20 protein-coding genes are annotated in these 21,468 nt (G+C 38.9%); 9 read left to right on the forward strand and 11 right to left on the reverse strand.

Annotated features, from left to right (window positions below):
* Window position 1: 1 nt before the first annotated feature.
* The 4 genes from H6H03_RS01790 to H6H03_RS01805 all read left to right on the forward strand — a co-directional run bounded on the left by H6H03_RS01790 (window position 2) and on the right by H6H03_RS01805 (window position 5,556).
* Window positions 2–1,573, forward strand: a complete 1,572-nt coding sequence (locus tag H6H03_RS01790) for a dolichyl-phosphate-mannose--protein mannosyltransferase (RefSeq protein ID WP_190953363.1) — start codon at window positions 2–4, stop codon at window positions 1,571–1,573.
* Between the two features lie 151 nt (window positions 1,574–1,724).
* Window positions 1,725–2,522, forward strand: coding sequence for a DUF4058 family protein (locus H6H03_RS01795; RefSeq protein WP_190953364.1), 798 nt, complete (start codon window positions 1,725–1,727; stop codon window positions 2,520–2,522).
* Window positions 2,523–2,858: 336 nt separating this feature from the next.
* Window positions 2,859–5,165 (forward strand): sensor histidine kinase, encoded by a 2,307-nt coding sequence (locus H6H03_RS01800; protein WP_190953365.1) that lies wholly within the window; start codon window positions 2,859–2,861, stop codon window positions 5,163–5,165.
* Window positions 5,110–5,556 (forward strand): response regulator, encoded by a 447-nt coding sequence (locus H6H03_RS01805; protein WP_096537481.1) that lies wholly within the window; start codon window positions 5,110–5,112, stop codon window positions 5,554–5,556. The genes H6H03_RS01800 and H6H03_RS01805 overlap by 56 nt, the downstream gene beginning before the upstream one ends.
* On the opposite strand, the gene H6H03_RS01810 is transcribed toward H6H03_RS01805, so the two are convergent.
* A complete protein-coding gene (locus H6H03_RS01810; protein WP_190953368.1) occupies window positions 5,496–5,717 on the reverse strand; it encodes a hypothetical protein in 222 nt (73 codons plus the stop codon). The two genes, H6H03_RS01805 and H6H03_RS01810, sit on opposite strands and share 61 nt — an antisense overlap.
* Window positions 5,718–5,857: 140 nt before the next feature.
* Between H6H03_RS01810 and H6H03_RS01815 the strand changes: the two genes are divergently transcribed.
* The 5 genes from H6H03_RS01815 to H6H03_RS01835 all read left to right on the forward strand — a co-directional run bounded on the left by H6H03_RS01815 (window position 5,858) and on the right by H6H03_RS01835 (window position 13,761).
* On the forward strand, window positions 5,858–7,021 hold the full coding sequence (locus H6H03_RS01815) for an ATP-binding response regulator (RefSeq protein WP_190953371.1): 1,164 nt from the start codon (window positions 5,858–5,860) through the stop codon (window positions 7,019–7,021).
* 986 nt (window positions 7,022–8,007) lie between these two features.
* On the forward strand, window positions 8,008–8,697 hold the full coding sequence (locus H6H03_RS01820; RefSeq protein WP_190953372.1) for a helix-turn-helix domain-containing protein: 690 nt from the start codon (window positions 8,008–8,010) through the stop codon (window positions 8,695–8,697).
* Complete coding sequence (locus tag H6H03_RS01825; protein WP_190953374.1) at window positions 8,624–11,350, forward strand: peptidase domain-containing ABC transporter; 2,727 nt, start codon at window positions 8,624–8,626, stop codon at window positions 11,348–11,350. Before H6H03_RS01820 ends, H6H03_RS01825 begins: the two co-directional genes overlap by 74 nt.
* A 76-nt stretch (window positions 11,351–11,426) precedes the next feature.
* Window positions 11,427–12,953 carry an HlyD family efflux transporter periplasmic adaptor subunit gene (locus H6H03_RS01830; RefSeq protein WP_190953375.1) on the forward strand — a complete coding sequence of 509 codons (1,527 nt, stop codon included), beginning with the start codon at window positions 11,427–11,429 and terminating at the stop codon, window positions 12,951–12,953.
* A gap of 61 nt (window positions 12,954–13,014) precedes the next feature.
* A complete protein-coding gene (locus H6H03_RS01835; protein WP_190953376.1) occupies window positions 13,015–13,761 on the forward strand; it encodes a peptidylprolyl isomerase in 747 nt (248 codons plus the stop codon).
* A gap of 302 nt (window positions 13,762–14,063) precedes the next feature.
* Here the strand turns inward: H6H03_RS01835 and H6H03_RS01840 are convergent, their stop codons facing one another.
* The 10 genes from H6H03_RS01840 to H6H03_RS01885 form a co-directional block, all read right to left on the reverse strand.
* The gene (locus H6H03_RS01840) at window positions 14,064–14,957 is read right to left on the reverse strand and encodes a CPBP family intramembrane glutamic endopeptidase (protein WP_190953377.1); all 894 of its coding nucleotides are present in this window, start codon (window positions 14,955–14,957) and stop codon (window positions 14,064–14,066) included.
* Window positions 14,958–15,100: 143 nt separating this feature from the next.
* Window positions 15,101–15,907 (reverse strand): peptidylprolyl isomerase, encoded by an 807-nt coding sequence (locus H6H03_RS01845; protein ID WP_190953378.1) that lies wholly within the window; start codon window positions 15,905–15,907, stop codon window positions 15,101–15,103.
* 5 nt (window positions 15,908–15,912) lie between these two features.
* Entirely contained in the window at window positions 15,913–16,923 is a 1,011-nt protein-coding gene (locus H6H03_RS01850; RefSeq protein WP_190953379.1) for an aldo/keto reductase, read from the reverse strand.
* On the reverse strand, window positions 16,923–18,044 hold the full coding sequence (locus tag H6H03_RS01855) for a T3SS effector HopA1 family protein (protein WP_190953380.1): 1,122 nt from the start codon (window positions 18,042–18,044) through the stop codon (window positions 16,923–16,925). The genes H6H03_RS01850 and H6H03_RS01855 overlap by 1 nt, the downstream gene beginning before the upstream one ends.
* Before the next feature lie 110 nt (window positions 18,045–18,154).
* Window positions 18,155–18,325: a bacteriocin gene (locus H6H03_RS01860; protein ID WP_190953382.1), complete on the reverse strand. Its 171-nt coding sequence runs from the start codon at window positions 18,323–18,325 to the stop codon at window positions 18,155–18,157.
* Window positions 18,326–18,882: 557 nt separating this feature from the next.
* Complete coding sequence (locus H6H03_RS01865) at window positions 18,883–19,068, reverse strand: hypothetical protein (RefSeq protein WP_190953569.1); 186 nt, start codon at window positions 19,066–19,068, stop codon at window positions 18,883–18,885.
* 42 nt (window positions 19,069–19,110) lie between these two features.
* Window positions 19,111–19,278, reverse strand: coding sequence for a hypothetical protein (locus H6H03_RS01870; protein WP_190953384.1), 168 nt, complete (start codon window positions 19,276–19,278; stop codon window positions 19,111–19,113).
* Between the two features lie 91 nt (window positions 19,279–19,369).
* Window positions 19,370–19,543, reverse strand: coding sequence for a hypothetical protein (locus H6H03_RS01875; RefSeq protein WP_190953385.1), 174 nt, complete (start codon window positions 19,541–19,543; stop codon window positions 19,370–19,372).
* Window positions 19,544–19,634: 91 nt separating this feature from the next.
* Window positions 19,635–19,820, reverse strand: coding sequence for a hypothetical protein (locus H6H03_RS01880; protein ID WP_190953387.1), 186 nt, complete (start codon window positions 19,818–19,820; stop codon window positions 19,635–19,637).
* Between the two features lie 381 nt (window positions 19,821–20,201).
* Window positions 20,202–21,407 carry a phosphotransferase family protein gene (locus H6H03_RS01885; protein ID WP_190953389.1) on the reverse strand — a complete coding sequence of 402 codons (1,206 nt, stop codon included), beginning with the start codon at window positions 21,405–21,407 and terminating at the stop codon, window positions 20,202–20,204.
* Between the last annotated feature and the right edge of the window lie 61 nt (window positions 21,408–21,468).

Here is a 21,468-nt window from a genome sequence, read left to right on the forward strand (position 1 = left end):
AATGACTAAAAAATGGTTCCGAATTGGAATAGCGGGTGTATTTTTGATGTCACTTGCCTTACGGTTTTGGGGACTAGAAAGATTCAACACCCTGGTATTTGATGAAGTTTATTTTGCCAAATTTGGTAATAATTATCTTACGCATACGCCCTTTTTTAATGCTCATCCGCCGTTGAGTCAATATATGATTGGTATCGGCATTTGGATTGGCAGTCACATTCCTTTTTGGCACGATACGGTAAATGGGCTGACAGGTTCATTGCGATCGCCTTGGACTTATCGGTGGTTTAATGCCCTTACTGGCTCATTTATTCCTGTAGTTGTAGCTGCGATCGCTTATCAATTAAGTTATCGTCGTAGCTTTGCTTTGCTTGCAGGTTTTTTCACTGCTTGTGATGGCTTATTTCTTGTTGAATCTCGCTATGCCTTAAGTAATATTTATATCATCATATTTGGTTTATTAGGCCACTGGTTTTTATTATTAGCATTGGACAACCAAAATCAACGTCGTTGGTTTTGGTTAGTTCTTGCTGGCATTAATTTTGGTGCCTCAGTGGGAACAAAATGGAATGGTTTATGGTTTCTTTTCGGCGCTTATCTTCTTTGGATAACAGCCTGGATAATTCAGGGAATTTATTCTTTTTCTAACTCCAAACTTCTTTTAACATCTCCCTCATTCAGCAACGTAGAGCAGCAAGAGAGTAGAAGTCTACCGCAGGAAGTAGGAGTTAGGAGTTATTCTTTCTCATCCCCCCATCTCCCCATCTCCTCACCTCCCCATCTCCCCATCTCCCCACCTCAGACACCACTCCAAAATCTAACTCAATTAAATGTTTTCCAGATGTTTTTTTATCTGGGGATAATTCCAGCTTTTATTTATAGTATTATCTGGATTCCTCACCTGCAACTAGATAAAACATACGGATTTATCGCAGTACATCAGCAAATTTTGAAGTTTCATTTGCATTTGGGTGGTAATAGTTCAGATGTGCATCCTTATTGTGCCCCCTGGTACAAATGGCCTTTGATGACTCGACCAATGGCATATTATTATCAAACGGCTGGAAGTCTCAACGAACCACTACCGGTTATGGGGCCGCCTTTGCCTGCTGGTGCTGAAAAAGTTATTTATGATGTCCATGCAATGGGTAATCCATTTTTGTGGTGGTTTGGTGTTGCTGCGATTTTATTTTTAATCGGAATGCTGGTGTCGCAAGCCTTAATTCCTTGGGTAAAGGGAGAGCGTTTTTCTGTACCTGCAACTGTTGGCGTTGATACTTGGATTGCCTTGTATTTAGTAATAAATTATGCCGCTAATTTATTACCTTGGGTAAAAGTTACAAGGTGCGTTTTCATTTATCATTATATGTGTGCAGTGGTGTTTGTATTTTTAGCGATCGCTTGGTTTGTCGATCAGTGTCTTCGCAGTTATTATCAACAACTCCGCGCAGTAGGCGTCACCATCACTTTTATAATTTTAGCTGCTTTTATTTTCTGGATGCCCATTTATTTAGGTTTACCCCTCTCCCCTAAAGGCTATTGGTTGCGGATGTGGTTCAAGTCTTGGGTTTAAGTTAGATAAAGTAGAATTGGTGAATGGGCTACGCCCCGCTGGGCTAACAGTAGTTAGGAGTCAAACAAGCTTTAAACTTGCCTTTGAGGCAATACTGCAATTGTTTAGAATTATTTTTACCACTTCCCCTACTCCCTATTACAATCAAGCTATGAATTCTCCCTTTCCCGGAATGAATCCTTATTTAGAAAATCCTGTGTTTTGGGCAGAAGTACATCATCGATTGATTACAGCCTTAGCAGATACTATTGAGGAAAATATTCCGCCAGAATATAGAGTTGCAATTGAACAACGTACTTATTTAAGTGAAGATTCAGATTCTCTATTAGTTGGTATACCTGATGTTTCTGTTTTTACTAAACAAATATCATCTCAGCAATATTCAGTAACAAATAGCCAAACATCAACATCAGACGGTATTACAGTCATCATACCGTTACCAGAACATATTACAGAAAATTATTTAGAAATTCGAGAAGTTTCTACAGGTTTTGTAGTCACTTCTATCGAAGTTTTATCTCCTAAAAATAAACGCCCAGGTGAAGGTAGAAAGGCGTATGAATTAAAACGTAAACAAATTTTAGCTAGTCTTTCTAATTTAGTCGAAATTGATTTTCTCAGAGCGGGAAAACCAATGTTAATTTTAGGAGAATTTCCACCAACAGATTATCAAATCATTGTTAGCAGAAGTGTCACGCGGCCTCAAGCTAAATTATACGGTTTTAGCATCAGAGAACCAATTCCTGTATTCCCATTACCTTTACAGTCAGAAGATACAGAACCAGTTTTAAATTTGCAATCTTTGTTGCATGGTATCTACAATCGTGCCAGATATCATTTAGCAATTAATTATAATCAAGAACCAGTACCACCCCTAAAACCAGAAGATGCTTTATGGTCTGATATGCTTTTACGCGAACAAGGGTTAAGGACGAATTCAGATGTTTAATCATTAGTCAAATACATCAATGTGGTTTAATGACTAAAGACGATGTTCATCGAAAATCTCTCACACTAATTTTAGACTTAACACAACTACATATATACAGAATTTTTTAATCACATAATTTTTATATTTCTTATCTGTATCTAACTTTCTTCACTGTTAAACTTTTAAAGCGAAAGCAGATCGTAAAAAGACTGTAATACGCAATACAAGGGCATGAAAAATTAGATACTAAGTAAAAATGATGAATTAAAATTACGAAAATTTTTACCTTCATTATTTTAAGTAATTATAGATACTCTAGTTTTGATGCTCCCCAACTGCACCAGGAGGATCGTCATGGAAATGAACATACAATTGCCAGGTATTAATTTAATCAGCTTAAAAGAAGCACCAATTCATATTTCTAGTCAAATTCAGCCTCATGGTGTTCTGTTGGTATTGGAGGAGCCAGAGCTAAAAATATTACAAGTTAGCACTAATACATCAAAAATTTTCGGAATTACGCCCGAAAATATGTTGCACAAAAAACTCGAAGATTTACTCGATTCATTTCAAATAGAAAGAATTAAAAAAGGACTATCTGAGGAAAATCTCGATTTTATCAATCCGACGAAGGTTTGGGTAAGAAAAAAAGGTGATGACTATATAGTATTTGATGCAGTTTTTCACCGGAATCTAGAAGGATTTCTGATTCTGGAATTAGAACCTGCTATCACTCAAGAAAATATTCCATTTTTAAGCTTTTATCATCTAGCTAGAGCCTCCATTAACCAACTGGAAAAAACAGCAAGTCTCCATGATTTTTGTCAAATTATCGTTCAAGAAGTCCGGAAACTAACGGAATTTGACAGGGTAATGTTATATAAATTTGATGATGATGGTCATGGATGTGTTGTTGCTGAAGAAAAATTAGAAAGCCTAGAACCATACCTGGGGCTGCATTACCCAGAGTCGGATATTCCTAAACCAGCGAGAAAGTTATTTGCTTCCAATTCCATCAGAATTATCCCGGATGCTTATTCAGAGCCAGTAAAACTTTTTCCGGTGAATAATCCGATTAGCGATCGCCCCATTAATTTAACCAACTCCATTCTCAGAAGTGCTGCTTCCTGCCATACAGAATATTTGCACAATATGGGTGTTGGTGCTTCGCTGACTATCTCGTTAATTAAAGACGAAAAACTCTGGGGACTAATTGCTTGTCATCATCTGTCACCAAAATATGTTTCCTACGAATTGCGTAAGGCTTGCGAATTTTTAGGAAGAGTCATATTCACAGAAATTTCAGCCAGAGAAGAAACAGAAGATTACTATCACCGGATAAATTTGACACATATTCAATCAGTCTTGATTGAATATATGTCCCAAGAAGAAAACTTTATTGATGGTTTAGTTAAAAACCCGCAAAATTTTCTAGATTTAGCCAGCGCCCAAGGTGCAGCCGTATGTTTTGGTGGCAATTGTAGGGTAGTTGGTGAAACCCCCAAAGAAGAAGAACTGAGTTTCTTAGTGCAATGGCTGAAAAATAATGTTGAGCAAGAAGTATTTTATACGGATTCTTTGCCACAGATTTATCCAGATGCGGAAACATTTAAAAATGTCGCCAGCGGCTTGTTAGCTATTCCCATCGCTAAGCGTAATTACGTTATGTGGTTCCGACCAGAAGTAATTCAAACTGTAAATTGGGGCGGCGATCCGAATAAAGCATTTGAAGTCAGCCAGTCAGAAGGAAATGTGCGTCTGTGTCCGCGCAAATCATTTGAACTGTGGAAAGAAACCGTTCGCTTAACTTCTTTACCTTGGAAAGAAGTAGAAATCAAAGCAGCACTAGAATTACGAAAAGCAATTGTGAATATTGTGCTGCGTCAAGCCGATGAACTCGCTCAGTTAGCGCAAGATTTAGAACGTTCTAATGCGGAATTGAAGAAATTTGCCTACGTCGCGTCCCATGACTTGCAAGAACCACTCAATCAAGTCGTGAATTACGTGCAGCTTTTAGAAATGCGCTATTCCGAAGAACTCGACGAAGATGCCCAGGAATTTATCAGCTATGCTGTACAGGGAGTTAGCCTGATGCAGACATTGATTGATGATGTGCTGGCATACTCAAAAGTCGATATGCAAGCGATCGCATTTCAAATGAACGAGGTGGAAACAGCCTTAAATCGAGCTTTGGGTAATTTGCGTCAACGCATTCAGGAAACTGGGGCTACCATTACCCACGATCCTTTACCAATAGTCATGGCTGACAGCACCCAACTAATGCAGCTATTCCAGAATCTCATCGGTAACGCCATTAAATTCCACAGTAACCAGCCACCACAAATCCATGTAGGAGCAGAAAGGATAGAAGATGCATGGCTCTTCTCAGTCCACGATAACGGAATTGGTATCGACCCCCAATTTAGCGATCGCATTTTCGTTATCTTCCAGCGGCTACATACACGTGATGAATATACTGGTACAGGTATGGGTTTAGCAATATGTAAGAAGATTGTCGAATGCCATCGGGGACGGATCTGGGTAGAATCAGAACTGGGTAAAGGCGCAACCTTCTACTTTACGATTCCAGTTGGAGGACGCGAACTTGAGCGTAGAAACGGGAGAAAAACACAAAACCATCTTTTTGGTCGAGGACAATAAAGCCGACATTCGCTTAATTCAAGAAGCATTGAAAAATAGTTCGGTGCCACACGAGGTGGTAACGGTCAGGGATGGCATAGATGCTATGGCTTATTTACGCCAAGAAGGCGAATATGCCAACGCACCGCGCCCTGACCTTATCTTGCTCGATTTGAACTTACCCAAAAAAGATGGTCGAGAAGTGCTGGCGGAAATTAAAGCCGACCCAGTACTAAAACGTATTCCAGTTGTTGTGTTAACAACCTCAAAAAATGAAGATGATATTTATCACAGCTACGATTTACATGTGAACTGCTACATCACAAAATCCCGCAACCTCAACCAGCTATTTCAAATCGTCAAGAGTATTGAAGACTTTTGGCTCTCTACTGTGACGCTACCATCGGATTGAGGGGAGTGAGGAGATAAGGAGATGAGGGAGACGCAAGGACGCAAAGATGAGGGAGTGTGGGGAGTGTGGGGAGTGTGGGGAGTGTGGGGAGAGAGGGGAGAGAGGGGAGAGAGGGGGATGGGGGAGTGTGGGGAGAGAGGGGGGAAAGATTTTTTCACCATCCTCCCACACCTCCCACACCTCCCACACCTCCCACACCTCCCACACCTCCCACACCTCCCACACCTCCCCATGCCCCATGCCCAATGCCCAATGCCCATTTACAAGATAGAGGAGCAATAGGGGGTGAAACCCGAAGATTATGGTTGTGAGCTACTCAGTAAAAATCTTGTTAATTGAGGATAACCTCGCTTCTGCTAGGTTGTTACAAGAGTTTCTCATGCAAGCCCAGTTGCAAGAGTTCACTTTAGTTCATGTGAAGCGATTGGGGGAAGCACTAGAGGAATTAAGGAAGTGTAATTATGATGTTATTTTGTTAGATTTAACTTTACCCGACAGTCAAGGATTATCATCTTTGCCTCCTCTGATTGGTCAAGCCCCAAGTGTACCGATTGTTGTCCTAACTAACACCAATGATGAAAAACTAGCAATTGAGGCAGTACGGCAAGGGGCACAAGATTATTTAGTCAAGAGACAGGTAAATGTAGATGTATTGGTGCGATCGCTGCGTTATGCCATCGAGCGCAAGCAGGTATTAGAATCATTACGCACGGTCAATGAGACTTTACAAATCCGGGTTGAAGAACGAACTGCTGAACTGGTAAAAGCTAAAGAACTCAATCAGTTTAAATCTGAATTTGTGTCGATGCTCTCCCATGACATCCGTAATCCCCTCAATACTATTCTCTTGGCTGCTGGGTTGCTAGAAACTCACGACGAAAGATTGACCAAGGAGAAAAAACTCAACCATTTGGAGTTGATTCGCTCAGCAATTAAAAATATGGCACAGCTATTAGATGAAGTTTCATTGATCGGTAGGGCTGATTCTGGGAAACTGCTGTGCGATTTAATTTCTCTGGATTTGGAAGCTTTTTGCCGTCAGATCGTCGATGAAGTTCAATTAACTGCTAGCCAAAAACATCTCACTTTGGTGTTCGGCAGTTTTGGGGAATTAAACCAAGGGCTATGGGATGAAAGCCTGCTGCGGCACATTTTAAGCAATTTACTTAGCAATGCAATTAAGTATTCATTACCAGGCGGTATGGTGCGCTTTGAACTAATTGGCCAGGAAAAAGCAGTAATTTTCCGAGTTCAAGACTGGGGAATTGGCATTCCTGAAGAAAACCAAAAGCGACTGTTTGAGCCTTTCCATCGTGCAGATAACGTCGGAAGCATTCCTGGCACTGGTTTAGGGCTAGCGATCGCCAAAAAGTGTGTTGAGGCACACGGTGGTGAGATTGTAGTCAATAGTCAAGTAGGAGTAGGTACAACTTTTATTGTCACCTTGCCTTTACTAGAAGTTTAGGTTGTTGTAGCAGGCAAGAGGCAATAGGCTTGCGAAAGTCTGTTGGGGTCTGGGTTTTTGGTTGCTCAGGGTAAAAATTATGAATTATTGTAACTAATAACTCGTCTCCCCTAGTTTTCCCCGATTGTTATTTAATCTAAAAATATAAATTTATGGAAAACCACTTATACAGTAAGCCTTAAGTAGGGTAGGTAGGATAAGCGGCGGCTGTCGTCGATTATAACTGTCGTTGCATTAAGCTTAAGCCTAATGCACCCTACAAAAACTATATCAGGACTACGCATTTAGATCCCCCAACCTCCTTAAAAAGGGGGCTAGGGGATATCGTGTTTCAAGCTTCAGTGTGTAATACCATGTTCGGGTAATTAGTTATGATTCCCACAGCCACTGCACCCTACGCCTTTATTCTGTCCCCGTTTTAGGGGTATTTTTTTATACATAATTGCTTTCTAAGTGAGGGTAAGCGATCGCACTATTGGGGTTTTCACAATTTATAGCAACAGCTAAGGTAGTTAGGGCATCAAAAGATGATAAAACTTAGACACCAAAAGGCTTTTCAGTCAGTAAAGAGTTCCTTGCTAGATAGCAGTTGAAGCATAGTTGAAAACATAAACTGCTCGTCAACCCCTGATTATAAGAGACTTTCAAGCCTATTGTCCGAGCAGTTCGCCTATGACTTATTTTTTATCTGTCCAGAGTAATTTCATTTATCTTTACAAAAAGATTTTCGGAATTTATAAATACGATTTGTAGCTTAATCTATCCCTAAAAAGCAACAAACCAACAAGTACTGTAAAAAATATTACTTTGCAAAATTAAAATTATTGCATAAAATAAAATGCAAATCGTAATAAGTATTACAGATACAACAAAAATTCGTTTCTGGAATATCTCTAGTAATTTCTACTTAAGTCTAGAGATATAGGACTAAAGAAGCATTAAAAATCAGATAGTGGCGTGTATACAAATTAAGTGATTTTACTTATATGCCTGACTGTGACACGAAAGTTAAAACAAAATATGCAGATGTAAATATTGGTAAGTATTTAACATCATTTCAGCGGAAATTACTGTCAGTGAATTTACAGAAAGATTTACCTGAATCTTATCGACAACGGATTGAAATTATGTTGTTGGCAGATGAGGGAAAAACTCAAACCCAGATTTGTCAAATTTTGGGGTGTTGTCCAGCAACAGCAAGACATTGGACGCATATAGCGAAGACAGGAATGGCGCATCAATGGCAAGATTGCCCGATTGGTCGGCCGAAGGCAATAAATGACGAGTATTTAGAACGTTTGCAAGAACTGATGAGAAATAGTCCGCGGGATTATGGCTATTCTTTTCGGCGATGGACAGCAAACTGGCTAGCGAAACATTTGGCAAAAGAATTTGGGATTGAATTAAGCGATCGCCATCTCAAGCGACTGCTCAAACAAATGGGGTTATCCACACGGCCAAAAGCAAACAACACCGAAGCCACCAGCAACGAGCAGACTCAAGGTAACAAAATTTTGATTGGTGACCTCAAATCGGTAACTAATGCGGAAGATTCCGAATTATTACCTATTAACTTTGCAAAATTATCAAAAGATTCAAATAATGGCGCACAACATATCCAATCAGTTGGTTTCTCTGCAACAACTCAACAATATTCTGGGGCATTCTCTCTCTAAAGAAGAATTTGAAGGATATCTGCCACAATTTAAAGAAAGCAACCCGAAAGTCGGCAAATTTTGGCAAGGAACTGAGGTTGAACCAGGTATATATATTGCGATCGCTGGCAAGGTAAGATTGCTCGATAGCGCCGACGAATTAATCGCTACTTTAGAGCCGGGAGACTCATTCGGGGAATTTACCTTATTCCCAGATACGCAATTTCAGCCTTATGCAGCCAGAGCCTCAGTAAATTTACAACTGTGTTTTATTCCCGGTGAGGTGCTGTGGTCATTGATGGCTAAGTATCCTCAAATTCGGGAGCATCTATGGGCTAGGGCGTTATCTCGCAATCCCGAACAGGTGGAATTAGGCAATGCTGCCAACAATGTTGAGACAAATACACATTCTGAAACAGATATTTTCTCACAACCAGCAGATGTGCCCCAAGGTAAGAAAATTAGCAAAGCCTATTTTCCCAATCCGACTCAGCAAGTCGGGCATTTATGGCAGCGAATGACACGACGCTATCCGTTTTTTGCCCAACAGAGTGGATCTGACTGCGGTGCAGCTTGTTTGGTGATGGTGTCTCGCTATTGGGGGAAACGCTTTAGCGTCAATCGCTTGCGAGATATTGCCAATGTCGATCGCAATGGCGCATCTTTGCGCGGGTTATTGGTAGCAGCCGAAAGCTTAGGCTTTGCCACACGGCCTGTAAAAGCTGGTTTGAAGCAATTGGCGAAGCAAAGTTTACCAGCCATTGTTCACTGGGAAGGCAAGCATTACATTGTCGTCTACGAAATTACCGCCAAACATGTAATTGTAGCCGATCCAGCGATCGGTCAACGCACCCTGACTCACACCGAATTTAAAGCCAGCTGGACTGGTTACACATTGCTGCTGCAACCGACAGCCATGCTCAAAGAGACTCAGGAGAGTTCTACGCCTTTTTGGCAGTTCTTTGAGTTGATGAAGCCTCATTCTTTGGTAATGCTGGAGGTGTTTGTTGCCTCAATATTTATCCAGATATTTGGACTGATTACTCCCTTATTTACCCAGTTAATTTTAGACCGCGTAGTGGTGCAGCGATCGGAACTCACCTTGACCGCTGTGGGCATAGGGTTGTTGATGTTTAACCTGTTTCGGGTAGCAATGACAGGGTTGCGGCAATATCTCCTAGACCACACAGCCAATCGCATAGACTTAGCATTAATTGTGGGTTTTATTCGCCATACCCTGCGGCTACCCTTGAGTTTCTTCGAGTCCCGTTATGTGGGAGATATTATCTCTCGCGTGCAAGAAAATCGCAAAATTCAACGCTTTCTTTCTGGTGAAGCATTATCAATCCTGCTAGATTTACTTACCGTCTTTATCTATGTGGGATTAATGTTTTGGTACAGTTGGAAAATGGCGTTGCTGTCATTGTTAATTATCCCACCTTTTGCTTTACTAGCCTTAATTGCCACGCCTTTTTTACAAAAAATTTCAAGAGAAATATTTAACGCTGTTGCCAAAGAAAGTAGTTACTTAATTGAAGCCCTAACCGGTGTCAGGACAGTCAAAGCAACGGCTGTAGAACAAACAGTGCGTTGGCATTGGGAGGAATTATTAAATAAAGAAGTAAAAACTAACTTTTCTGGACAAGTTATTAACAATCGTTTACAAATATTCAGTAATACAATTCAAGCATTGATGACTACTGGTTTGCTGTGGTTTGGGGCGTACCAAGTAATTCACAACCAATTAACTATTGGGCAACTAGTGGCATTTAATATGCTATTGGGCAATATTATTTCCCCCTTTCAACGCTTAACTGTTTTGTGGAATCAGTTTCAGGAAGTCGTGATAGCGATGGAACGTATTAATGATGTATTGGATGCAGAACCCGAAGAAGATTTACACCACCAGCCACGACAAAATTTACCAAAAATCAAAGGCAATATTCGCTTTGATAAAGTGACATTTCGCTATCATTCAGACAGTGATATCAATATTTTAGAGAATCTCAGCTTTGAAATTAAACCAGGGCAAATGGTAGCCCTCGTAGGACGTAGCGGTTCTGGAAAAACTACGATTTCTAAATTAGTTTTAGGATTGTATCCGCCAACAGACGGCAAAATTTTAATTGATGGACAAGATATTACCAGTATTTCCTTAAGTTCCTTGCGTCAGCAAGTTGGGGTAGTTGATCAAGATACCTTTTTGTTTGGCGGCACAATTCGAGAAAATATTAGCTTAGGACATCCAGGGTCGAGTTTAGAAGAGGTAATTCAGGCAGCAAAACTAGCAGGTGCTGACGAATTTATTAAAAAGTTACCAATGGGATATGAAACACAAATTGGCGAAGGTGGAGGATTATTATCTGGTGGACAAAGACAAAGAATCGCTATTGCCAGGGCTTTATTAGGTAATCCTCAGTTGTTAGTTTTAGATGAGGCAACTTCTCATTTAGATACCGAATCAGAGAGGATTATCCAACAGAACTTTAACACGATTCTTAGGGGAAGAACCACTTTAGTAATTGCCCATCGTCTTTCTACAATCCGCAGTGCCGATTTAATTTTAGTACTAGACCGAGGTGTGTTAATTGAGAGCGGAAATCATGAAGAATTAATGTCCAAGCGGGGACATTATTTCTATCTCAATCAACAACAGTTACAGGTGGCAGCATAAACTCTAAAAGCATAAATTTTTTTGGTAATTAATAGTTGAGAAATTATCCACTTGAAAAATATATTTCACAATAATTATGCCTAATAGTATATTGAATGGACGAGTAACGAACTCAATACCAGAAGAAATATTTGACAAGGAAATTTTGGAACCACAAATTCCAGAAATCTCAACTGATGATTGGTCTGAGATTACCAAGGAATCACTTGATAGCTTTCCCCAGGTTTGGACAAGAGGATTGCTATATTTTTTAGTTATATTTGTGTCTATAATATTACCTTGGACAATGCTATTTAAGGTCGATGAAACTGGTACAGCCAGAGGACGAACTGAGCCTAAAGAAAAGACAATTAAACTCGATGCTGCTGTGGCTGGAACTGTTGCCGAAATTCGAGTTAAAGAAGGCGATCCGGTAAAGCCTGGACAAACTTTATTGGTATTAGAATCAGAACTAGTCAAATCAGATTTGCAGCAGGCGCAGGATAAATTAGAGGGACAATTAAATCGACTCGCTCAGTTAAATTCATCTAAAAATCAATTGCTTGTGTCTTTGGCAACTCAACAGCAACAAAATCAATCTCAACAGTTAGAGAAGCAGACCCAAATCGCTCAAGCAAGTCAAAATCTTGATGCTTTAAAAAATGCCTATGAATTGCAAAAAGAAGAAAAATTAGCTCAAGTTAATCAAGCACAAAAAACTCTCGAACATAGTCGAACTAATAGTAAGTTAGCTGAGAGTAGTTTGATAAGTACTCAGCGAGAGGTTGAACGCTATAGCAAACTTAAACAAGAAGGAGTAGTTCCAGAAATTAATGTTGTAGAAAAGGAAGATATAGCTAAGGAAAAGCAAAAAATATACGAACAAAGTAAGTCAGATATTGAACAAGCAAAATTAACTTTAGCAGAACAAAAGAGTAGTTACGAACGCAGTATTCGCCAAACTAATGCAGATATCGAACAAGCTAGATTGCGATTAAAAGAACAAGAAAGAAGTTATGAAACTTTGACTCGTTCTGGCCAGCTAGCCGTGCTAAAAATCGGAGAACAACAGAAAAGTTTAGAAACTGATATTACTTCATTACAATCGGAAATTGCCCAAAGTAAAAGACAAATTTTAGCATTAAGATTTCAGTTAAGCCAACGAGAAATCAGAGCTACCACCAGTGGTATATTATTTCATCTGCCCATTGAAAAAGCTGGTTCTGTCGTACAGCCTGGAACAATGGTGGCCGAAATCGCATCGCTAAATTCGCCTTTAATAGTTCGCGCACAAATGGCAACCACAGAAAGTGGTTCTTTGCAGACAGGACTACCAGTGAAACTGAAATTTGATGCTTATCCTTTTCAAGATTATGGGGTTATATCAGGAGAAATAATCAAAATTTCTCCTACTACTATAGAGATAGATACTCCTAATGGAAAAGTGGCAGCTTATAACTTAGATATTGCAATAAAACAGAATTGCATTCCCTCTGCAAATAAGTGTATTCCCTTCCGTCCTGGAGATACAGCAACAGCTGAGGTAATTGTGCGCCAGCGCCGAATTATTGATTTTCTACTAGATCCATTTAAAAAGTTACAGCAGGGAGATGTGAAATTGTAAAAAAATAGCGATCGCTTATTCTTTTTTGTTAAATTTTAATTCTTTTATTTAGGAGATTCTCATGTCACAACCTCTTACAATTACTTCCGAAGATATTCTTAATCAAGTAAAATTATCTTGCAAAATTCCTGAGATAGTTGAAGACATTATTACTCTTCAAATTATCAAAGATGCGGTAGATAAAGCAGGTATCAAAGTAGAAACTGAAGAACTCCAGCAAACAGCAGACCAAATACGATTAGCTCAAAAACTCAATAATGCTGATGATACTTGGGCATGGTTAGAAAAACATAGCTTATCTCTCGATAATTTTGAAGAATTAGTCTACAACACTGTTATCTCTGGAAAATTAGCTGCTCATCTGTTTGGAGATAAAGTTGAACAATATTTCTTTGAACATCAACTAGATTATGCTACGGTCTTGCTTTATGAAGTTATTTTAGATGATGAAGATTTGTCCCTAGAACTGTTTTATGCCATCCAGGAAGGTGAAATTAGTTTTTATGAGGTGGCTCACAAATACATTGAAGATAAGGAATTACGTCGGAAATTAGGTTATCGGGGGAAATTGTACCGTAAAGATTTGAAGGCGGAAATTTCTGCTGCGGTCTTTGCTGCTAAACCTCCTCAACTTCTCAAACCCATAGTTACTTCTAAAGGGATACATTTAATATTAGTTGAGGAAATCATTCAACCAGAGCTAGATAATAAGCTATCTCGGCAAATTCTGACAGATTTATTTACTGGCTGGTTGAAGTCACAAATCGAGAAATTTGAATTTCTGCCTGTTCTTACTCCAAAGAAATAAGCATTTTAGGGATTAATCAATTAATATGGTCGGTTCGCTAAAGTCTTTTTTACGAACCACAGAGACACAGAGAACACAGAGAGAAGAGAGAGATTGGGTTAAGCATTTCTTTCTTCTCTTTGCGTCTTTTGCGGTAGCCTGCGGCAAGCCTCTGCGCGTCTAGGTTAAAAAAATTGACTTTGGCAAAGAGTTTTAGCCTTAACTGAACTATATTGACTTATAAATAATAAAATATCCAATTAATTATTGTGGACTGGGCATTTTTTCCAGTCCACAAAGTTAGATAATTGATTTGTTGAATTTTACTTTATAAATGACCTTTTAGAACTAGCATACTCATAAACAAATAGACCGATGTTTACAGCTATTAAAACTAGAAAACCAGCTAATCCTGTAACACCAACTGTTAAATCGTTACCTCCTTTAATTGATAAGATAGATAATCCTGCTGTGGCATTTAATGTTCCATGTAAAATGGAAGTAGCAATCACAGATTGGGATTTAAGTCTGATATAGCTAAAAATTGGTGATAACAATAGGGTAAAAATTGTCATCATGAATACACCTAATAATGGGTGTTGAGGATAGTTATGCCCTTGGATAATTATTGGGGCGTGCCATATTCCCCAAATCAAACCGATAAGAACTGAAGACTTCCAAAACCCTAGATAATTAAGTTCTTTTTGCAGCAAACCTCTCCAACCTAATTCTTCACCAAAAGCTGCAACAGCATTGATGGTTGCACCTGCAATTAAACCTTGTATTAAGCTAATCCAAATCAATGGAATTGGTAAAGCTGCTATTTGAGTTTGTACCTGCTGCAATTTTTCTGGAGAGAGTACTGTTTGTAATTGTGCAAATAGTCCTGCCATTTCTGGAGAATATTCAACTCCAGGAAAAAGTAGACTAACTCCAAAGGTCGTAAATGCTATAGTTGGTGCTAATAACCAGGCTACTAAAAACCACCAATTGAACTTAAAAGAAATACCCAATGGTTTTTGCAATGGTTCATGGTAAATTAACTTCTGAATAACTACAGCAACGAGCATGGGAATAAACATATAAGCTGTAGTTACAATCAGCGAACCAGGTACGACCCATTTACCACCTAAAGCTAGGTACAGAATAACTAATAAATAATTAAAGAAAAAAGTTAAGCCCAAAAAGAGCCAAACTTTTTTGAAATGTCTTTTCATAAACTCACCAATATACCTGAGTTTGAGGTAATAATGTCTCGATTGAGGATGCATTGACATAGCTTGATGATTAGATTATATAGATATTTTGTCTAAAATTTCCTGGACATTGAATATAAATATCCAGGAAATTTGTGCGATTTCTAATTATTTTTAGCTGTTGCCAAACTTTGAGAATCAGAGTGAGTTTGACTCTTTAACCATGTTTGCAGAAGGAATTCTAGTACTTGCTCTTTGACTTCTCTAAACTCATGAGAAAACCATTTTTCGACTTTGAGAATGTGATAACCTAATTTGGTTTGAATTGGGCCAATTACATCACCATCTTTTGCTTCTGCAATAGCTTGTCCCAATTCCGGCAGTAGTTCTGAAACAAAACGAATACCCACAAAGCCGCCATTCTCTTTGGATTGCTTACCCTTTGAATATTGTAGTGCCAAACTACAGAAGGCAGCCTTATCTTGTTGCAGTGCTTGGACTATTCTCAAAGCTTCTGTTAAATCGAGTACGAGAATCTGAGATAAAGCAACGCGTTTAAAAATATAAGGATCGACTAGATATTGGGTATCTATAGTTGAGCCAAATAAACGTTCTTTCAACTTTTGTTTCAGCAGTGCAACTCTAATACTTTCAGACCATTCTTCTACTTGTAAACGTTGCTGTGCTAGCCATGACAAAGTTTCTGAAGCTGTTAATAATTTGTGATCTTGGCGAAAGGTATCTCCTGCGGCTTGCAATTCATCTTCAGAAACTGTAATTTCTAGCTGTTCGCAGAGACGTAAAATCAAGACTTCTTGTTCGGCATCAGCAGCAACAGCACCAATTTTATATGAATGGCGTAGGTGGTCTAATATTTGTTCATTTGTTGCGAGCGAAATTTCTGGGAGTTTTAGTGTTGCTAAAAGGTTTTCGCCGCTAGATATTCTTGGTGTAGCTACATTTTCTGTCATAATTATTAACCCCTGTAAATTAATCTATCTGTAGGAATATTTTGGTTTTGGAAACGATGGCGATGTAAATCACCATAAAGGTTGAGATAATCTATTTCTTCTGGAGTGAGTTTACCTTTTTGAATGCCTGCGATCGCCGCGTCTATATGTTCCCGCTTTTCTGAACCCATCAGGCAGACATCTACACAGTTTTGGCTCAAAGAATAGCGGTATAAATCGGGAACTGAAGGCACCCAACATCCTTCTGGCAAACCAGCAGGAGGATGCCAAAGGGGCCCGTGCATTCCCGCAGATTTAAACGTGACAACACCCGATCGCTGTGGATCTTCCGCTTCCAAATTGTTAAATACTGATTTTTGAGCAGTACGATGAGCGACATTATGTCTCACCATCGCTACATCTATTAAAGAATTATTCAGCCATTTGTTAGCTAAATCTAAGTCGTGAAAAGAAGCGCCAATATAACGAACAGCCCCCATTTTTTTCAGACGTTCGGAAACACCAAACATTCTTTCTACAATTCGTTCGTAAATGCTGCCGGCACCTCTAAGATCGTTAGATCTGTCTAAGCATTTCTCAAACATTGGCTCATCACTAGTGCCAATCCAGCCCCAAAAGAAGACATCAATATAGTCCATTCTTAGGTCTACAAATTGGTCGATGATGGCTGCCATTGCCGCATCTGGATTTTTGATATAACTCACCGTTGCCAATACTACTTTTTCTCGCACTGATGAGCCACGACCGCATAATTTCCGCAGTCCTTCAGACATGTGGCTGTAGAGATAGTGGTGCAAATCGCTAGAGTAAAAAAAGAAGTTAACCCCTTGGTCGAAGGCATAAAGGGTATCTTCACTAGAGATTTTACCTCCACCTCCTAATCCTAGAGCGCTAACAGTTAAATCAGTTCGTCCGAGTTTGCGGTAAAATGGCAAATCTGATTCGGGAAATTTATTGTTGAAATTAACTTCGTTGGAAGTTACTACTTTTGGTGGCGCAAGGTCGAGTATTTGCATTAGTTCAACGGTGTGTAGATATCTTCAGAGTTGGCATTAAGATAGGAACGGTGTAATTCAATTCCCAGAAGTGAAAAGTTTTCGAGAATAGCTTTCATCCGTTCTTGGGGAGAGTTATTTCCCTGTTGCCTAGCTTGTAACAATCCATTAGCAATAATTTGACAGCGATTGATACCAAAACTTTCTTGGGCTGCAAATCTCTGGTTTGGTTCTTCTGCCAAACTTAGCCCTGGCTTCAGTAATTTTGTGAATAATGGAACTTCTGGATTAAAGTGCGATGGTTTTTCTGTATAAACACTTTGTAAAATTGGTCGAACGGCTTCGTAGTAGCTTTTCTCAAAGTAAAGTACTGCTGAGTCATAGCGACCGTAGTCCGCAGGATTATATAGTGCTTTAAATGTGAAAGGAATGTTAATTTCGTTGAGTTGCTGTGTTAGGCTACCCATAACTGCAACTGCACCTTCAGGGGTCAAATTAAAATAAATGCGTACAGTTTGTGGCTGATGATTTGGATTGCCGATAGTTTGGGGGCCAGCATTGCCAACTGCCAAATAAAATCCATTTTGAACTCGATTTTTAGGCAATCGAATCGCAACTAAATCGCCTACTACCGCAAATTGTTCGGCTGGTTGTAAGTGGTAATCGCGTTTAATATATAAATTTAAACCGCCCTTTGTGACCATTAAGGTATCATCATTGACCTGCTTGACTACAGACCAATTAGCGTCAAAGTAACCCTCTCCAGTATTGCTGTTGTGTAAGCGATCGTAAAACGCCAAGTCTACCCCTAAGAAGGAGTTATTTTCTAAATCTTGGTGCAATTGCAGGTTAGATGAATCTCCATCAAGCGCTAGAGTCCTTTGCAGAGAACCGTTGTAATAAATTCCATAAAGAAAACTACGCAGTTGCAAATTCGAGTATCTATTTTGAACATCCTGAGACATCTTTTTGAAACGAACTATCACCTCTTCTGGCAAATCCAAAGGCTTGTAATTTGGGTGACGAATGCAAAAATCAGACTCGATTTCAACATTATTAACGATGTCTTCTAAAGCATCCCACAGTCGTCGATCTGCTTCTGGTGATTGGTTTGGGTTAATTTCTAATAATTCAGCAATCATTGAATAAGCTAGTTAATAAATAGAGAGGATTTACTATCGCCTTAGGGGTAACAGTGCTGGATAAAGCACTGTTACTAATGCTCGAACAAACTACTATATAGCTTCAAATATTACAAAGTAAAAGTGATTGTAATCGTTATAGTGATAGTTAGTGTTATTCCGAGCAAACCTCCATTGACATTATTCAATTCTTCAGCATTTAATTCATTCAAAAAGCTTTCAGAATCTTGAAACAGTTCGGAACCAGCGGGACTTAAGTCGTGCAATTTGATATTAGCCATGATGAGTTAATCTCCTAATTGAGTTAATTTAATTGTGAGTTATGAACTTTTTAGTTCATGTTTAAATACTGGCATATTGATTTGAGTAAAACAACAAAAATAGAATGCTTTTTCGGGCACAACTAAAACCTTTATGTCATGTTTTATTTCTGTAAGTTATCCTATACAGCCCCAAAAAAAACCTGCTTGGAGGCAATGTGTCATCCAAGCAGAACAAAAACCTTACCAATTATCAGTTTCGGAAAAAGCCAGGTTATATAACCATAAAATTCCCAGCTAAACAGAAGTTTAATCTCTCTTATCTGCTTATACCAATTTAATATGAAGACGCATATAAATACCCCACCCGCGCTAGCGCGCACCCTCCCCTTGCCAAGGGGAGGGTTGGGGAGGGGTAAAATTCTATGCAGCTTCACGAAGAATTGGTATTAGCTCTGCATTAATTAGCTAGTTGTCACGCATAGCTATCAGTTATAATTCTCAAATTCTGTCTAAACATAGAAACAAAAAAAGACAGTTCCGCCATACAGAACTGTCTTTGAGGTAAAACTAAAAAATTACAAAGCCACAATAGTAGTAACAGTCCAAGTCAAAGTCCAAGGCAAAGTAAAAGGCAAAGTAAGTGAGATAATACCACCACGTGTCCCCAGTTCTGCATCTGTGAGTTCATTGAGAAAGCTTTCAGAATCTTGAAATAGTTCTGAGCCAGCCGGGCTTAAGTTATTGATTTTGATATTAGCCATCAGTTTTCATCCTCGAATATTGTGTGAATTATCTACAAAAGATTACAAAGGGATAGTCCAAGACACAGGCCAGCAATAGGTGAACGATTGCGTTCTAAAACCTCCTTGTACTTCCAATTCTGCATTTGTTAGCTCATGGAGAAAGCTTTCAGAATCTTGAAATAGTTCTGAACCAGCGGGATTTAAGTCATGAATTTTGATAGTAGACATCAGTTTTCATCCTCAAATATCGTGTGAGTTATGAACAAAAAAAAAAGACAGTTCCACCAAGCAGGACTGTCTTTTAAGCAAAACTAAAAAATTACCAAGTCCAAGTCCAAGTCCAACTAACTGTAACAGTTACAGTGACTGATGCTATTCTTAAACCACCATGTACTCCCAGTTCTTCATCTGTGAGTTCATTAAGAAAGCTTTCAGAATCTTGAAACAGTTCGGAACCAGCGGGACTTAAGTCGTGAATTTTGATAGTAGCCATAGGTTATCATCCTCAAAAAATAATGTGTGAATTATGAACAACAAAGGACAGTTTCACCAAACAAGACTGTCTTGAAAGTAAAAGTAAAAAATTACCAAGTCCAAGACCAAGAGTAAGTAACTGACAAAGTAACACTAATAGTAACAGTGACTGATTCTATGGCTCTACCGCCATGTACTCCCAATTCTGCATCTGTTAGCTCATTGAGAAAACTTTCAGAATCTTGAAACAGTTCGGAACCAGCAGGACTTAAGTCGTGAATTTTGATAGTAGCCATGAAATTTCTCCTAGTTGAATAAAGTAAATTGAATGATGAACTTTTTAGTTCATGCCTAAATGTTGGCATAGTAGTTAATAGATTAGCTAGGATAAGCAAGTAGTTTTTATTCCTTTAATACACCTTTTTTGTCATCTTTGCTTTTTTCTAATTGGCTAATTAAATAAATCAGATGCTTTACATTTTTACATGCGACACAATTATATAAAAAATGGTGAAATAACATAACTGTCATTTCACCTAAGCTGCAAGGATTTTAATACTCAAAAGTTTATTTTACAGATAACGTAATTTACTAGTTATCTGCTGTAAGTTGCTAATAAATAATCATTTATTCCCAATTATTTTTACAATTACCATTAGAAACCAAACTCTTTTGAGCTAGCAACTTGGGTTAGATAATACTTCAGTACGAGAGCTAGTGAGGCGGGTTAGTTCTGCTGCTGTGGTACCAAAAACGGTAGGAATAGATTGCTCTGGGCGGCACAACAAACTTTTCGCAACCTGAAGCATAGAAATACCCATATTGCCGAAAGATTTTTGATACTGAATTATGGACTGAATTGCTTGAATCAATGCCAAACCGGAAAATTGCACAACTCGCTGAATAAAATCAGGATAGTGAACCAAAATTTCGGGAAAAGACTCTAAATAAGCGCTAATCAGAGCATAAATAGAAGGTTGTAGGGATTCGAGGGGAGTGGTAGCTAAGCGCAGAGATTCATCGATAGTCATCTCTTTACTAACAATTAAGCTATTGAGCCAAATTTGCAGATAACTGGCGATAATTGACCCTAGATCGAAGGCTGGATCTCCCCAAGACGATCGCTCCCAATCAATCAGTCGCACAATGCCGTTTTCTGATACTTCCGCTTGCGGGAATGACTGCTCCCATTCATGATGCAATAGAATGTTGTTGAGCTTGAGGTCATTGTGCGTTAAGCACCGTGGCTGGAAAGCTGTACTCAGTTCTCTAAGTGCTTGCCCTAAGCTATCATATCGCTGATAAAGGGCGAAAAATTTCAATCCATCAGCAGGTACTAAACCAAAAATTTCGGGGCCGATCTGCTCCAATTTCCGAATTAAAAGCAATACCAGATCGGATTTTATATTATCGGAATTTTGAGAGAAGAAATCCTGATATTTTTGGCAATTGAAGGTTTCACGATGGATTGTTGCTATACAACTACCGATAGCTGCTGCTATTGTCGGTGGGAATATATTTCCCTTCATATAGAAATCGTTTAAATCGCGATAATTATCTAGGTATTTAAAGACAATGATGGAATTTTCTCTATCAAAATAAAGTACTTCCGGCAAAAATGGCTTTGTGTAATTAAGTTCCGGAAATTTTTGTAATAACTCTTGAATTCGCCACTCATCTAAAAACTCACCTGCTGTTTTTCCATCGCGATCGCACCGTTCTTGCTTCACAAGAAGCTTACCACCGTCTGACAGGCTAAGTAATAAATTAAAGTTTTTTGCAGGTATCGCCTCAATATTCGTGAGAGATTGCTCTGATTGAGTCAATAAGTCACGCTCAACTAAATAATCGAAAACATTGTTGGAGTTCAATATAAATGTCATACGCTATCAAATATGAATACTAAGCTTAAAGAGTGCAGTTTTCTGTAAAAGAAATCTTTTG

It is taken from the genome of Nostoc paludosum FACHB-159, from assembly GCF_014698835.1.
GTDB lineage: Bacteria > Cyanobacteriota > Cyanobacteriia > Cyanobacteriales > Nostocaceae > Nostoc > Nostoc paludosum.

Coding starts and splice junctions, on each gene's coding strand:
- H6H03_RS01790 (WP_190953363.1), top strand. CDS start 2: ATGACTAAAAAATGGTTCCGAATTGGAATAGCGGGTGTATTTTTGATG.
- H6H03_RS01795 (WP_190953364.1), top strand. CDS start 1,725: ATGAATTCTCCCTTTCCCGGAATGAATCCTTATTTAGAAAATCCTGTG.
- H6H03_RS01800 (WP_190953365.1), top strand. CDS start 2,859: ATGGAAATGAACATACAATTGCCAGGTATTAATTTAATCAGCTTAAAA.
- H6H03_RS01810 (WP_190953368.1), bottom strand. CDS start 5,717: ATGGTGAAAAAATCTTTCCCCCCTCTCTCCCCACACTCCCCCATCCCC.
- H6H03_RS01815 (WP_190953371.1), top strand. CDS start 5,858: ATGGTTGTGAGCTACTCAGTAAAAATCTTGTTAATTGAGGATAACCTC.
- H6H03_RS01820 (WP_190953372.1), top strand. CDS start 8,008: ATGCCTGACTGTGACACGAAAGTTAAAACAAAATATGCAGATGTAAAT.
- H6H03_RS01825 (WP_190953374.1), top strand. CDS start 8,624: ATGGCGCACAACATATCCAATCAGTTGGTTTCTCTGCAACAACTCAAC.
- H6H03_RS01830 (WP_190953375.1), top strand. CDS start 11,427: ATGCCTAATAGTATATTGAATGGACGAGTAACGAACTCAATACCAGAA.
- H6H03_RS01835 (WP_190953376.1), top strand. CDS start 13,015: ATGTCACAACCTCTTACAATTACTTCCGAAGATATTCTTAATCAAGTA.
- H6H03_RS01840 (WP_190953377.1), bottom strand. CDS start 14,957: ATGAAAAGACATTTCAAAAAAGTTTGGCTCTTTTTGGGCTTAACTTTT.
- H6H03_RS01845 (WP_190953378.1), bottom strand. CDS start 15,907: ATGACAGAAAATGTAGCTACACCAAGAATATCTAGCGGCGAAAACCTT.
- H6H03_RS01850 (WP_190953379.1), bottom strand. CDS start 16,923: ATGCAAATACTCGACCTTGCGCCACCAAAAGTAGTAACTTCCAACGAA.
- H6H03_RS01855 (WP_190953380.1), bottom strand. CDS start 18,044: ATGATTGCTGAATTATTAGAAATTAACCCAAACCAATCACCAGAAGCA.
- H6H03_RS01860 (WP_190953382.1), bottom strand. CDS start 18,325: ATGGCTAATATCAAATTGCACGACTTAAGTCCCGCTGGTTCCGAACTG.
- H6H03_RS01865 (WP_190953569.1), bottom strand. CDS start 19,068: ATGGCTAATATCAAAATCAATAACTTAAGCCCGGCTGGCTCAGAACTA.
- H6H03_RS01870 (WP_190953384.1), bottom strand. CDS start 19,278: ATGTCTACTATCAAAATTCATGACTTAAATCCCGCTGGTTCAGAACTA.
- H6H03_RS01875 (WP_190953385.1), bottom strand. CDS start 19,543: ATGGCTACTATCAAAATTCACGACTTAAGTCCCGCTGGTTCCGAACTG.
- H6H03_RS01880 (WP_190953387.1), bottom strand. CDS start 19,820: ATGGCTACTATCAAAATTCACGACTTAAGTCCTGCTGGTTCCGAACTG.
- H6H03_RS01885 (WP_190953389.1), bottom strand. CDS start 21,407: ATGACATTTATATTGAACTCCAACAATGTTTTCGATTATTTAGTTGAG.